The sequence below is a fragment of the Candidatus Krumholzibacteriia bacterium genome, assembly GCA_035268685.1.
GTDB lineage: Bacteria > Krumholzibacteriota > Krumholzibacteriia > JAJRXK01 > JAJRXK01 > JAJRXK01.
In genome coordinates, this window is sequence record DATFKK010000027.1 from 1 (window position 1) to 13296 (window position 13296).

The window sequence follows — 13296 nt, forward strand, 5'->3', positions numbered from 1 at the left end:
GCTGCAACGCCACGCGCAACCTGGAGATCGACCACGTCGAACCCTTCGCGCTCGGTGGCTCGCACGAAGCCGAGAACCTCCGTGTCCTCTGCGCGGCGCACAACCGGCGGGCCGCCGAACGGGTCTTCGGGACGCGTCCGCGGTGGAAGTCGTGGAGGGATTGTTGTTGAGCCCCCTGTCGAGCGTCCGGTGTCGAGCAGTTGCTGCGGAATTCAGGGCGCGGAGAGTGCGCGCGCCCCGCGGCACGCGCACTCGCGCGGGTCGAGGCCGGTCCCGGTCGAGACATCACGAGCCCGGTAAGGCCTTGCGATCAATGAATCTGGAGTCCGGGGCCGTCGTCCGCCGGTGCCGCAAAGTCGACGTTTGACGACACACCGAACATTCCCTGCAACGCTTTCCGCGGCGAAAGTGTCGCACCATTGCAGCCGACGGAGCCGCGGGGCGACCGCACCGGAACCCCCGACACCACCGGTGACCGATCCGCCGAGGACATGACGTTGGACGAACGCCACCTGATCGAGAGCGCGCGCCGGGGCGAGCCGGCCGCCGAACGTGCGCTCTACGAGCAGCACGTCGGAAGGGTGTACCGCATGGCCCACCGCATGACGGGCGACGCAGCACTGGCCGAGGACGTGACGCAGGACACCTTCGTGCGGGCGTTCGGACGGCTGGATGAGTTCGAATTCCGGTCGCAGTTCTCGACCTGGTTGCATGCGATCACGACGAACGTCGCGCTGAACGTGTTGCGCACACACCGGCGCACCCGGGATCACGAGCAGCCGACCGAGGAGCTGGGTCGGCTCCCCGTCGCCACGCACGACGGCGACCGCGCGCTGCGGATCGCGTTGCACCGGGCGATCGACACCTTGAACGACGACATGCGCGCGACCTTCGTGCTGCACGACCTCGAGGGCTACACGCACACCGAGGTCGCCGAGATGCTCGGTGTGGAAGAGGGAACAAGCAAGGCGCGGTTGTCGCGCGCCCGCGCGAAGCTGCGCGCGGTGCTCGCCGACGAAGACACGCGCGCCTCACGTGCAGGACACGCAGGACGTGCGGGAGACGAACGATGACCACCGACGATCGTATCCGCGAACTCGCCCGCGACTACAACGCTCCACCCCGCGCACTCGACGCCGCCCGGCGCGAGGAGATCTGGAATCGCATCCAGCGGGAGCGCGGCGCCTCGTCGCCACGCACCGCCCACCGTATCCGTCCGCGGCACCGCAACCGTCTGCAAACGATTGCCGCGGTCGCAGCGGTCCTGTTGATCGGAATCCTGATCGGTCGCACGACGGTGGATCGGCCCGACGAACGCCAGGCAACCACCAGCGACCACGCGACGGCCAACGTCGACCGCGTGACGACCACCAACGACCACCCGGTGACCCCCGGCAACGGCCTGGGGACCCCCGGCGAACGCCTGTCGGCCGACGACACTCCGTCCCCCGACGCGACGCACCGCCTCGCCACGCGCGACTACCTGCTGCGCACCGAGACCCTGCTCACCGAGTTCCGGCTCGCCGCGGCGAGTCCGACGCCCGAATCAGCCCTGCCAGGGACCGGCCCCTGGGCTTCGAGCCTGCTGCTCGAGACGCGGCTGCTCATGGACAGCGCGATCGGGGAGAACCCGGACCTGCAGCGCCTGCTGCGAGACCTCGAACTGATCCTGGCCGAGATCGTCCAGCTGGCCGACGCCGCCGACGAGCGCGAACGCCAGGAGATCCGCCGGAGCCTCGAAGAGCGCGGCGTGCTGTTACGTCTGCGCCGAGCCGTACCCGCCAAGGCCGGAACCCGCGGCGCCTGAGCGCGCGGCACCGAAGGAGCCCACCATGAAGACCATCCTGTCCTGCCTGATCCTGGCCCTGCTGGCCGCGCCGACGCACGCGCAGCCCGAGGGCCTCGAGGTCACGGCCGAGGACCTCTACTACGAAGCCCGCGCCGAGCTGCGCGCCGGCGACTACGCCCAGGCCGCAACGGGATTCGCCGAGGTCGTCGAGCGCCATCCGGACGACGAGCTGGCCGGCCGCGCGCTCTACTGGCGTGCCTTCGCCCTGTCGCGTCAGGGAGACCGTCTGGCCTTGCTGGCCGCCAAGCGCGCGCTCGAGGAACAGTTCGAACGCTATCCCGACGCCGCGCGCGAGGGGGACAGTGCGGAACTCGCCGTCGAGATCCGCGGCGAGCTCGCCCAGCTCGGCGACGCCGACGCCGCCGCCGACATCGCTCGCCTGGCCGACGACATCCGCGGCGGATCGAGCGGCGCCACGCTCACCGAGGAAGGGGCGTTCGACGACGAGACCCGCCTGGCCGCCCTCAACGCCCTGCTGCAGATGGACCCGCAGCGCGCCATGCCGATCCTGCGGAAGGTCCTCACCGAGAAGCCCGAGGACTACTCGACCGAGTTCCGCGAACGCGCCGTGTTCCTGCTCAGCCAGAACGCCCCCGACCGCGACACCGTGCTCGACACCTTCATGCACGTCATCGAGAACGACCCCAGTGACGAAGTGCGCGAGCAGGCCGTGTTCTGGCTGAGCCAGACCAACGATCCGCGCGTGGTCGACATCCTCGAGGACATGGTCCGCGGCAACGACGAGGATCCCGGGATCCGCGACAAGGCGATCTTCGCGCTCAGCCAGATCGGCGGCGACGAGGCGAACGACGTCCTGCGCAACCTCGCACTGGACGAGGCCGCTCCCGCGGAACTGCGCGGCCAGGCCGTGTTCTGGATCAGCCAGAGCGGCGACCAGCGCGCGCCCGAGTTCCTCGTCCAGCTCTTCCGTTCGACCGATGACACCGAGCTGAAGGACAAGGCCCTGTTCTCGATCAGTCAGCTCGGCGGCGCCGAAGCCAGCGACTTCATGGTCTCGGTCGTGCGCGACGCGGGCGAGCCGGTCGAGGTCCGCAAGCAGGCGATGTTCTGGATGTCGCAACTCGGCGGGACCGTCGACGCCGACGCGATCCTGCAGCTCTACCGGGAGGTCGACGACGTCGACGTCCGCGAGCAGGCGGTCTTCGCGCTCAGCCAGCTCGGCACGCGCGACGCCACGGCCGCACTGATCGACATCGCCCGCGACACCGACGACCGCGAGCTGCGCGAGAAGGCCGTGTTCTGGCTCGGCCAGTCGAGCGATCCCGAGGCCCGCGACTTCCTGGCCGACCTGATCGGGGAGGACTTCTGATGCGCAGGCTCTGCATCCTCGCACTGTTCTTGATCTGCACCGGTGCCCAGGCCGCCACCCTGGCCGACGCCATCGCGACCGCCGACGACGGTTGGCTCCACCTGCAGTACGCGACACGCGAAGGCGTGCGCGGCAACGGTCACGATCTCACGATCGACGGCAGCGACAACTGGACGCGGAACCTGGACGACGGCCCCGCCTACGTGCAGCTCCGCGTCCGCGACGGCCGCGTGGTCGACGTCGACGTCACGGTCGGGGGCCGTGCGCCCCGCGTGCGCGACGGCGAGCTCGACCTCGGAACCGTCGACCCGATCGAGGCAGCCATCGCTCTCCTCGGCGTTGCCGAAGAAGCGACCACCGACGACGTCGAGGACGCGATCCTGGGCGCGGTGATCGCCGAGGGCTTCGACCAGCACGGTCGTCTGTTCGCAATCGCGCGCGACGGCGATCGCCCGCACGACCTGCGCCGCAGCGCCGTGTTCTGGCTCGGTCAGGCTGCCGGTGAACGCGCCACCGAACACCTGACCGCGATCGTCGACGACGACGACACCGAGCTGTCCGTGCGCGAGCACGCGATCTTCGCACTGAGCCAACGGCCGATCGACGAATGCCTCGAGCCGCTGCGCCGCGTGGCCACCACGAGCCGGCACCCGCAGCTACGCGAGAAGGCCTTCTTCTGGCTGGCCCAGCACGACGATCCGCGGGTGCTCGATCTGTTCGAGGACGTGCTGCTGTCGAAGAACTGAACCGCGACGACGGCCTCACGACGACGGCCGCGCGCAGAACCACCGGCCCCGGAGTCGTCGTCTGTCTGCGTCGCCCGACCGCCGCCGAACCTCAGCTGCGGTTCTCCGGCCAGAGATCTGCCTCGACCACGTGGCGGATCTCTTCTTCGAGCGGGTAGCGCGCACGCTCGGTGGTGCCCAGCCTCTGGATCCGCAGCGAGATCCCGAACGAGGCCTCGAAGAGGAAGGGCGACAGGTACAGCTGCCGCGCCACGCGGGGCCAGCTGCCGAGGAAGCGCCGCGCCTCGATCAACTCGTCGGTACACCAGCCCGTCTCCTCCTCGATCCGGGCCGCGATCTCACGATCGACCCAGTCGATCGTCGCGAAGGCCTTGCCGGTGCGACGGTCGATCTCCTCGGCGCTCACGCCGTGGAGTTCCACGGGGAAGGTGCAGCGGAAGGTCGGCGCGACGATGTCGTCGAGATGATCCTCGGCCAGGTCGCGGACGAAGGTGTCGGTGGGATACCGATCGGTCGGGCCGCGCTGGTCGAAGGCGGCGTAGATCTCCCACGGTCGGATCGCGAGCACCTGCGCCGCGGCTGCCCACGAGCCCTCCTCGATCCGCGCGTCGACGAGTGCTCGCCACGGGAAGGTGGTCTGCGCGGCGATCATCCAGGCCGCGTAGGCCGCGATCGGCTCGAGCTGACACACACGAACCGACTCGCAGTCGAGGAAGTGGTGTTCCTCGTAACCGTAGAAGTCGCCCGGCGTCCAGCCGCCGGTCGGCATGCCGGGCGCGACCGAGTCCCGGGCGGTCGGGGGCTCGGCGGGTTGGCGTGTCCGCTGCTCGGTGGCGTCGGGAGTGCGCCCGGTGCCGCGCTCGAGATCGCGCTCACGCTCGGGGCGGCGCTGCGGCACGGCTTCCGGCGACCGGGGCGGCTCGATCCGGCGCTCGGGCCGTTGCCGGCCCTGCTCGCGCCGCGATTCCTGCGCCGCCACCGGGACGGCGACGAGCAGGACGAGACACAGAACGAGGAACCGCTGGAACATGGGCCCGGCCCGGCGTGGGGAGAATCAGGCCCCAAGGTATCCGCCCCCGGACCCGCCCGGCAAGGGCCTGACCGCCAGGAATGATGACAACCCCGGCTCCCAGCGCTACAGTGCCGCCGGAGCGCCTCCCGCCACTGCAGTCTGCACCATCAAGCCGAGGACGGACCCTCGATGGCCACTGCCGCACGCCGCCAGAAGGCGGTATCGAACCAGGCTTCGCTCGACTTCAGCGTGACTCCCGAACCGGACGATCCCGTGGACACCCCGGAACCCGCCCAGGCCGGCGGCCCGCGCCGCAACGCGCGTTCGAACTCGAAGAAGAAGACGTCGGGACGCCGCACCAAGGCTCCGGTCACGCGCCAGCGCGCCACGGCCCAGTCCATGGCCGGCCAGCAGCGCGAGATCTCGGTCAGCGAGTTCTTCACCAAGAACCGCCACCTGCTCGGCTTCGACAGTCCGACCAAGGCCCTGCTCACCACGATCAAGGAAGCGGTCGACAACTCCCTGGACGCCTGCGAGGAAGCCGACATCCTGCCCGACCTCTACGTGGAGATCTCGCCGGCCTCGCGCCAGGAGAACCGCTACCGCGTGATCGTCGAGGACAACGGACCGGGCATCGTGGAGGCCCAGGTCCCGCGGATCTTCGGCAAACTGCTCTACGGTTCCAAGTTCCACCGCATGCGCCAGAGCCGCGGCCAGCAGGGTATCGGCATCAGCGCGGCCGGCATGTACGGCCAGCTCACCACGGGCAAGCCGGTGATCATCGAGAGCCGCATCGGGGAGAAACACCCGGCCCAGCACTTCGAGCTCGTGATCGACACGCTCAAGAACGAACCGCAGATCAAGCGCCAGCGTGAAGCGGACTGGGGTGAGAAGACACACGGAACGCGCGTCGAGATCGAACTCGAGGGCACGTACAAGGGCGGCCGTCATGGCGTCGACGCCTACCTGCGCCAGACTGCTCTCGCGAATCCACACGTTCGCCTGACCTACAAGGACCCGAAGGGCGAATCGACGCGTTACGAACGCGCGATCGACACGCTTCCCGAGGAAGCCCTCGAGATCAAGCCGCACCCCTACGGGGTCGAGGTCGGCATGCTGCTGCGCATGGCCAAGGAGACGAAGTCGCGCCAGCTCAAGGCCTTCTTCCAGACCGAGTTCAGCCGCGTCGGTCCGAAGGCGGCCACCGCGATCATCGAGCAGGCGGGCCTGTCGACCACGACCTCGCCCCGACGTGTGACCACCGACGCCGCCGAGCGGCTGATCACGGCGATCCGCAACACGAAGATTCCCGCTCCCCCCACCAACTGCCTGTCGCCGATCGGAGAGGACAGAATCCTGGCCAGTCTGCGCGAACAGATCGACGCGGACTTCTACACCGCCGTCACCCGCACCCCGAGCGTGTACCGCGGCAACCCCTTCCAGATCGAGGTCGGCCTGGCCTACGGCGGCGATCTTCCCCACGACGAACTGGCCACCGTGTACCGCTACGCCAACCGCGTTCCGCTGCAGTACCAGGCCGGCGCCTGCGCCACCACCAAGAGCGTGCTGCAGACCAACTGGCGCAGCTACCAACTGCAGCAGAGCCGCGGGGCCCTGCCCACGGCACCCTTGATCGTGATGGTGCACATCGCCAGCGTGTGGGTCCCCTTCACCAGCGAGTCGAAGGAAGCCGTCGCGGGCTACGACGAGATCGTCAAGGAGATGAAACTCGCCCTGCAGGACGCCGGACGCCGCCTCGCCCGCTTCATCCGCAAGGGCCAGCGCGAGCGCGACGCCGCGAAGAAGCGCAAGTACATCGAGAAGTACATCCCGCACATCGGCATCGCCCTGCAGGAAATCCTGGGCCTCACCGAAGAGCAGGAAGAAGAGATCGTCGTCACGCTCAGCGACACACTCGAACGCAGTCGGAAGATGTAGGCATGGCCAAGAAGAAGAGTACCGCCAAGAAGAAGACCACCGCGAAGAAGAGCCCTCCCCGCCGCAACCGGTCGACCGAGCCCGCTCCCGAGGTCGTGGCGAAGAAGATGCGCGCCGGCGGCGAAGCCGTCGTGCGCAGGATCCAGGGCGAAGCGACAGCCGTGCAGGGCAGGATCCTGGAGAGGATCGCCCCGTCTCTGAAGTTCCCGATCCGTAGCCTGAACAACGTGGTCTACAAGCCCGCCAAGGGCTACTTCGAGATCAAGGGACGCAAGAAGGAACGCACGCTCACCGTGGGTACGGTCAAGACCTTCGCCCAGACGCTGCGCATGATGGCCTTCAGCAAGGACCTGGTCGAATCCGATGACATCGCCACGAAGCGAGAGGCCTACTACGTCTCGAAGAACTGGGACGATGCCCGCTTCAACGATCAACCCGAGAGCGACACGGTCATGGAGGACGTCGAGGCCCTGTTCGGCGTGAACCGCGAACAGCTCGGCTTCATCCCCGAAGAGAAGGGCGGCGACGTCGCCGGGCAGTTGGTGGTGATCGACCAGGACCGCGAGACCGGTGAAGAACTGCGCATCGACTGCACGCGCTTCGGTAGCGGCGCCTACTCGATCCCGATCAGTGTCGAGGAACTGGCATTCGAGACCAATGCAGAGTTCATCCTGGCCATCGAGACGGCCGGCATGTTCCAACGCCTGGTCAAACACACCTACTGGCGCGACGCCAACTGCATCCTGATCTCGCTCGGCGGCGTACCCACGCGGGCGTGCCGGCGCTTCATCCGCCGACTGTCCGACGCCAAGAAGCTGCCGGTGTACGTGTTCGTCGACGGCGATCCCTACGGCTACTCGAACATCTACCGCACCCTGAAGGTCGGCAGCGGTAACGCCGCCCACATGAACGAGTTCTTCTGTGTTCCGAACGCGCGCTTCCTGGGCGTGACACCGCAGGACATCACCGACTTCGACCTGCCCACACACCCGCTGAAGGACGTCGACATCAAGCGAGCGAAGGACGCGATCAAGAACGACCCCTTCGTCCAGCACCACAAACCGTGGCAGCGGGCGCTGCAACAGCAGATCAAGATGGGTGTGCGCGTGGAGCAGCAGGCCCTGGCCAAGCACGGACTGAACTACGTGATCGACGAGTACCTGCCGCGGAAGATGGCGAACACCCGGGCCTTCCTGCCTTAGCGTGCCGCCGCCCAGCGGTACGTCGCCGCTCGGTGGCAGTCGCGGCCGCGACGGATCAGCCGGCGAAGCGGTGGGGGCTGCGCTGCGCGACCACCGCCGCCCCGATGGTCCCGGCGTGATCGCCCAGTGCAGCCGGCACGATCCGGATGCGCTCGGCGCCCTCACGCCGCAGGAAGTGCTCGCGCGCGGTCAGGGCGATCGGATTCACGAAGGACTCCGCCAGGCGCTCGACCACGCCGCCACCGAACACGATGACCTCGGGATCGAAAGCGTTCACCACGTCGGCGGTGAGCAGGCCGAGATAGTACTGCGCGGTGCGCACCACCTCGCCCATCACTTCGTCCTTCTCTTCGAGAGCCTTCTCGATCACGCTGCTGGTGAGCCCGTCCTTGTCCTTGTCGCGCATGACGTCGAGCACGATGCTCTGCCGGCCCTCGTCGATCTTCTCTCGCACCATGGCTTCCATGGCGGTCTTGCTGGAGTAGGCCTCCACACAGCCTTCGCGACCGCACGGACACAGACGACCCTGCGGTTTCACCACGATGTGGCCGAACTCACCCGCGGCGCCGCGGAAGCCGTCCACGGGCAGGCCGTTGACCACCAGACCACCCCCGACACCGGTGCCGACGAAGATCGCGGCGACGTGCAGCGCGCCACGGCCCGCTCCGTGGACGTGCTCGCCGACCACGCCGACGTTCACGTCGTTGTCCACGATCACCGGCAGGCCCAGGCGCTTCTCGAGATGCTCGCCCAGGGGGAAGTTCTCCCAGCCCAGGTTGGGCGCGCGCCGCACAACGCCGCTCGTCCGGTCCACCGCGCCGGGCGCGCCGATGCACACCGCTTCGGCCGGCCCCTCGTCCTCGGCTTCGTCGAGGACCTTACGGATCACGGCCTCGACGCGTTCGACGACGGCGTCGGGGCCCTGTTCGGGCCGGGTCTTCTTCTTCTCTTCGACCAGCACGTTTCCCTGGCGGACCGCTGCCGCCAGGATGCTGGTCCCCCCGAGATCGACTCCGATGAAGTATCCGTCGTCCGCCACGGGAAACCTCCTGAAGGGTGCAGCACGTTGGACGGCAGGGTGACGCATTCCGATGGCCCACGACAAGCCCGGACTCGGCGAGGACCGCTGGCTGATTCCGCGCAGGTCGATGTGTTAGAGTGATACTGAATTCGACTTTCGTCTTCTTTCGACTTCCGCGCCCACCGAAAGGCCGTCTCCATCATGCGCACCCCTGCCGTCGCCCTGTCCCTGCTCCTCGCGCTGGCCTCGCCCGCCACCGCCGACCTGATCATCACCGAGGTCTACTACGACCACGTCGGCACGGACGCCGACTTCGAGTGGGTGGAGATCTTCAACACCGGCCCCGGACCGGTGGACCTGACCGGCTACACGCTCGGCAACGGCGGTACGAGCTACGGCTACTCGACAGCGCCGCTGCAGGGGACGATCGCCTCGTGCGAGACCTTCGTGATCGGATCGGCGTCCACGGCCGACAACGGCGCGCCGGTGATCGACCTGGTCTTCGATTTCGATCCGGACTTCCAGAATTCCGGCTCCACCGCCGACGGCGTGGCGCTCTTCGGTCCCGGTGCCGACCCCGGGACCGACTGCCCGATCGACGCCGTGATCTACGGCGCCTCCGGCTCCAACGCCAACGGCCTGCGCGACCAGAGCTGCGGTCTGGGCGACGTGGACGTGGGCGATACCGGATCCGGCGCGAGCATCGAGCGCACGAGCCTCGCCGGCGACTGGGTGATCCAGGCGAGCCCCGATCCGAACGCCATCTCCTTCACCATCAGCTGCGACCCGGTCGATGCCACCGCCGAGAGCTGGGGCACCCTCAAGGCCGACTACCGCGACTGATCCGCGCCTCGCGCCGGCGGCGGGGCCACCTGCGCACGGTGGCCCCGCCGTTCCTGGCTTAGACTGTCCGGACCCCGAAACCGCGGACCGGACCATGACCGAAGAGCACGACACCCCGACCGACGACCGGCACCTGCCGCAGCTCACGCTGCGCCGCACCGAGTTCGGCGACTACGACGACATCCACGAGATCATGCACCGCGTGTACCCGCACATGGGACCGTGGGAGCGCGAGGTCTTCGCGCGGCAGCTCGAGGTTTTTCCCGAGGGGCAGCTCTGCATCGAGACCGAGGGCAAGGTCGTCGCCGCGGCGATCAGCATGATCGTCGACTACGACCGCTACGGGCACAAGCACACCTACTGGCAGATCATCGGCGACGGCGCCCTGCGCAACCACGACCCCGACGGCGACACGCTCTACGGTGTCGACGTATTCGTCCATCCCGACTACCGCGAGCTCCGCCTGGCCCGTCGCCTGTACGATGCGCGCAAGGAACTGTGCGTGAACCTCAACCTCAAGCAGATCGTCCTGGGCGGGCGCATTCCCGGCTACCGCGCCCTCGCCCACGAGATGACGCCGCAGCAGTACATCGAAGAGGTCCGTCACGGCGAACGCATGGACCCCGTGCTGACCTTCCAGCTGAACAACGAGTTCCAGGTGGCGCGCGTGGTGCGCAACTACCTGCCCGAGGACCGCGAGTCCGGCTCGACGGCCGTGGTGCTGACCTGGCCGAACATCTGGTACGAGGACGAGGACATCCTCGTCGGCGGCCGCCGCAAGAGCGTGCGCGTGGGCGTGCTGCAGTGGCAGATGCGCCGGGTGAAGAACGTGGACGACCTCATGGAGCAGGCCGAGTACTTCGTCGACGCCGTCGCCGGCTACAACGCCGACTTCGTCCTGTTCCCCGAGTTCTTCAGCGCGCCCCTCATGGCCGGCCACGGCGACCAGAGCCCGGCCGAGGCCATACGATCGCTCGCCGACTACTCGGCCGCCGTCCGCGACCGCTTGCTCGACCTGGCCCTGGGCTACAACGTCAACGTGATCTGCGGCTCGATGCCACTGATCGACGACGAGGGCGGCCTGCGCAACGCGTCGTTCCTGTGCCGTCGCGACGGCACGTGGGACGCCCAGTACAAGCTGCACATCACCCCCGACGAGGTGCACTACTGGGGCCTGCAGGGCGGCAGTCGATTGCTGTGCTTCGACACCGACGCCGGCAAGATCGGCATCCTGGTGTGCTACGACGTCGAGTTCCCCGAGCTGCCTCGACTGCTCGCCGAACAGGGCATGGAGATCCTCTTCGTGCCCTACTGGACCGACACCAAGAACGCCTACCTCCGGGTGCGCCGCTGCGCGCAGGCCCGCGCGATCGAGAACGAGTGCTACGTGGTGATCAGCGGCAGCGTGGGCAACCTGCCGCAGGTCGAGAACATGGACATCCAGTACTCGCAGTCCGCGGTGTTCTCGCCCAGCGACTTCGCCTTCGCCCACGACGCGATCGTGGCCGAGGCCACGCCGAACACCGAGATGCCGCTGATCGTCGACCTGGACCTCGACAAGCTGCGGCAACTGCGCGTGCGCGGCTCGGTGCGCAACCTCGCCGACCGGCGCCGGGATCTGTACCGGGTGCGGTGGGTCGGTCCCGACGGCCTCGAACGCGGCGGCGGCGAGAGCGAGCGATCCGATGACCCGGGGCAGTCCGGTTAGACGGAACGGCTCAGGACCAGCACCGTGATGTCGTCGAACTGCCCCTCGATCGAGCGAGCGCGCGCCCTGCGGCGGATCGCCGCCACGGCTTCCCCGGCGTCGTCGCCCGAGCGCACGAGGTCGTCGAGTTCGCTCTCCTGCAGCAAGGTGCCGCCCGCGTCGTCGGCGTCGAAGATCCCGTCGGTGACGACCGCCAGGCGGTCGCCGGGTCCCAGGTAGGCACGACCGGCCTGATAGGTCACGGCCGGCAGTAGACCGACCGGCAGGCCAGCGCCCTCGAGTTCCATGCGGCTGCCATCGCGCCGCAGCAGCACCGGGGGCTGGTTTCCGGCGTTCACGTAGTGAAGGATGCCACTCCTCGGGTCGAGGACGGCGAAGACCATGGCGGCGAAGTGCACCGTCTCGGTCTCCTCGACCAGAGCGGCCGACAGGCGCTGGGCGAGTTCGTCGAGGTGCATGCCCGTGCGGGCGAGGGCCCGCGTGCGCGCGAGGACCCCGCTCATCAGCACCGCCGCCGCCGTTCCCTTGCCCGAGACGTCGGTCACCGCGAAGAACACGCGGTCGTCGCCGAGCCGCAGGACGTCGTAGGCGTCGCCGCCCACGCTGCGCGCCGGTTCGTGGTAGACGCCCATCGAGTAACCGTCGATCTCAGGGAGCTCGTTCGGCAGCATGCGTTGCTGGATCTGCCGCGCGAGCGCGAGGTCCGACTCGACCTGCCGCTTCTCGAGCAGTTCCAACCCCATGGTCACGTCGTGCGCGAGGTAGACCGCGACGACCACCACCACGATCAGCGCCGCGAGCAGGATCGACACGGCATCGAGGCTTCCCTCGGGCAGCCGCACGGCAAGCAGTGCGAGCAGGGTGCCGGTGACGAAACCGCCGCCGAACAGACTCCAGCGCAGGAAACGCTTGCGGCCCGGTGAGATCCACTCGATCACACCCTGCCGCGAGAACACCACGCGCAGGGCGTCGCGGATCGTGGGCGCACCGACGATCGGTGTGCGGGTCTCGGGTCGGGTCGTCGGATCAGGCTTCACGCAACCACCGCAGGACTTCGCGTAGACTCGGCTCCTTGCCGGTCATCAACATGCTGGTGCCGAACACCCTACCCGCGGCCCAGCGGAAGAACCAGGCTCCGGCGGCCAGCAACACCAGCGAAGCCACGACCTCGAGGAGGTGCGGATCACCGCGCATCAGGCGAACCGGCATCGCCGCCGGGCTCGTCCCCGGCGCGATCGAAAGCGCACGCATCCACGGAGCATCGGGGCTGTCGAGACCCGCGAACGCCGCGCCCATCAGTAGAAAGGGTAGGAACATCAACGAGCTCCGGCTGCTGCTGTTCGGATCGTCGATCGTGGCGGCGACCAGCGCGAAGAGCGTGAACCAGAAGGCGAAGCCGCCGAGGGCGAACAGGGCCAGTCCGAACACGTCGGCAGGATGCGCCCCGCCGGGCAGCGCGGCCGGCCGGTCCAGGAACAACACCGCCACGGCCTGCCACGCCACGTAACCCGCGACCGCGCTGAGCAGATTGACGAAGACGGCACCCGTCAGGCCCAGGATCTTGCCGTCGATCCACTCCTGCGGCGTGAGCGCCGAGAGCATCGACTCGGTGGTGCGTTGCGTCTTCTCGGCCGTGATCGCCACGAA

At 68.3% G+C, this 13296-nt stretch carries 13 protein-coding genes; 9 read left to right on the top strand and 4 right to left on the bottom strand.

The features are described from left to right. Positions 1-26: 26 nt before the first annotated feature. From VKA86_02845 to VKA86_02865, 5 genes are all read left to right on the top strand, one after another. Positions 27-170: an HNH endonuclease signature motif containing protein gene (locus VKA86_02845; GenBank protein HKK70126.1), complete on the top strand. Its 144-nt coding sequence runs from the start codon at positions 27-29 to the stop codon at positions 168-170. A 327-nt stretch (positions 171-497) separates the two neighbouring features. Continuing rightward, positions 498-1073 (top strand): sigma-70 family RNA polymerase sigma factor, encoded by a 576-nt coding sequence (locus VKA86_02850; protein ID HKK70127.1) that lies wholly within the window; start codon positions 498-500, stop codon positions 1071-1073. After that, a complete protein-coding gene (locus VKA86_02855; protein HKK70128.1) occupies positions 1070-1807 on the top strand; it encodes a hypothetical protein in 738 nt (245 codons plus the stop codon). Before VKA86_02850 ends, VKA86_02855 begins: the two co-directional genes overlap by 4 nt. A 25-nt stretch (positions 1808-1832) precedes the next feature. Continuing rightward, the gene (locus VKA86_02860; GenBank protein HKK70129.1) at positions 1833-3179 is read left to right on the top strand and encodes a HEAT repeat domain-containing protein; all 1347 of its coding nucleotides are present in this window, start codon (positions 1833-1835) and stop codon (positions 3177-3179) included. Further along, positions 3179-3925, top strand: coding sequence for a HEAT repeat domain-containing protein (locus VKA86_02865; protein ID HKK70130.1), 747 nt, complete (start codon positions 3179-3181; stop codon positions 3923-3925). Before VKA86_02860 ends, VKA86_02865 begins: the two co-directional genes overlap by 1 nt. A gap of 91 nt (positions 3926-4016) precedes the next feature. Here VKA86_02865 and VKA86_02870 read toward each other — a convergent pair whose 3' ends face one another. Then, positions 4017-4955, bottom strand: coding sequence for a hypothetical protein (locus VKA86_02870; protein HKK70131.1), 939 nt, complete (start codon positions 4953-4955; stop codon positions 4017-4019). A 171-nt stretch (positions 4956-5126) separates the two neighbouring features. Between VKA86_02870 and VKA86_02875 the strand changes: the two genes are divergently transcribed. Together VKA86_02875 and VKA86_02880 are read left to right on the top strand one after the other, a co-directional pair. Continuing rightward, a complete protein-coding gene (locus tag VKA86_02875; GenBank protein ID HKK70132.1) occupies positions 5127-6875 on the top strand; it encodes a DNA topoisomerase VI subunit B in 1749 nt (582 codons plus the stop codon). A gap of 2 nt (positions 6876-6877) precedes the next feature. Further along, a complete protein-coding gene (locus tag VKA86_02880) occupies positions 6878-8077 on the top strand; it encodes a DNA topoisomerase IV subunit A (protein HKK70133.1) in 1200 nt (399 codons plus the stop codon). Between the two features lie 55 nt (positions 8078-8132). On the opposite strand, the gene VKA86_02885 is transcribed toward VKA86_02880, so the two are convergent. Beyond that, positions 8133-9116 carry an ROK family protein gene (locus VKA86_02885; GenBank protein HKK70134.1) on the bottom strand — a complete coding sequence of 328 codons (984 nt, stop codon included), beginning with the start codon at positions 9114-9116 and terminating at the stop codon, positions 8133-8135. 183 nt (positions 9117-9299) lie between these two features. On the opposite strand from VKA86_02885, the gene VKA86_02890 reads away from it, so the two are divergent. Next, positions 9300-9941, top strand: a complete 642-nt coding sequence (locus tag VKA86_02890; GenBank protein ID HKK70135.1) for a lamin tail domain-containing protein — start codon at positions 9300-9302, stop codon at positions 9939-9941. A 94-nt stretch (positions 9942-10035) separates the two neighbouring features. Further along, a complete protein-coding gene (locus VKA86_02895; protein HKK70136.1) occupies positions 10036-11649 on the top strand; it encodes a GNAT family N-acetyltransferase in 1614 nt (537 codons plus the stop codon). On the opposite strand, the gene VKA86_02900 is transcribed toward VKA86_02895, so the two are convergent. Both VKA86_02900 and VKA86_02905 read right to left on the bottom strand, forming a co-directional pair. Further along, positions 11646-12686 carry a PP2C family protein-serine/threonine phosphatase gene (locus VKA86_02900; GenBank protein HKK70137.1) on the bottom strand — a complete coding sequence of 347 codons (1041 nt, stop codon included), beginning with the start codon at positions 12684-12686 and terminating at the stop codon, positions 11646-11648. The two genes, VKA86_02895 and VKA86_02900, sit on opposite strands and share 4 nt — an antisense overlap. Then, a partial coding sequence (locus VKA86_02905; protein ID HKK70138.1) for an ABC transporter permease occupies positions 12676-13296 on the bottom strand: 621 nt, incomplete at its 5' end. The genes VKA86_02900 and VKA86_02905, both read right to left, overlap by 11 nt.

What these genes read in the sequence shown, in the direction of transcription:
- VKA86_02855 (HKK70128.1), top strand. Translation starts at nt 1,070, where the DNA reads ATGACCACCGACGATCGTATCCGCGAACTCGCCCGCGACTACAACGCT.
- VKA86_02860 (HKK70129.1), top strand. Translation starts at nt 1,833, where the DNA reads ATGAAGACCATCCTGTCCTGCCTGATCCTGGCCCTGCTGGCCGCGCCG.
- VKA86_02890 (HKK70135.1), top strand. Translation starts at nt 9,300, where the DNA reads ATGCGCACCCCTGCCGTCGCCCTGTCCCTGCTCCTCGCGCTGGCCTCG.
- VKA86_02875 (HKK70132.1), top strand. Translation starts at nt 5,127, where the DNA reads ATGGCCACTGCCGCACGCCGCCAGAAGGCGGTATCGAACCAGGCTTCG.
- VKA86_02865 (HKK70130.1), top strand. Translation starts at nt 3,179, where the DNA reads ATGCGCAGGCTCTGCATCCTCGCACTGTTCTTGATCTGCACCGGTGCC.
- VKA86_02895 (HKK70136.1), top strand. Translation starts at nt 10,036, where the DNA reads ATGACCGAAGAGCACGACACCCCGACCGACGACCGGCACCTGCCGCAG.
- VKA86_02870 (HKK70131.1), bottom strand. Translation starts at nt 4,955, where the DNA reads ATGTTCCAGCGGTTCCTCGTTCTGTGTCTCGTCCTGCTCGTCGCCGTC.
- VKA86_02880 (HKK70133.1), top strand. Translation starts at nt 6,878, where the DNA reads ATGGCCAAGAAGAAGAGTACCGCCAAGAAGAAGACCACCGCGAAGAAG.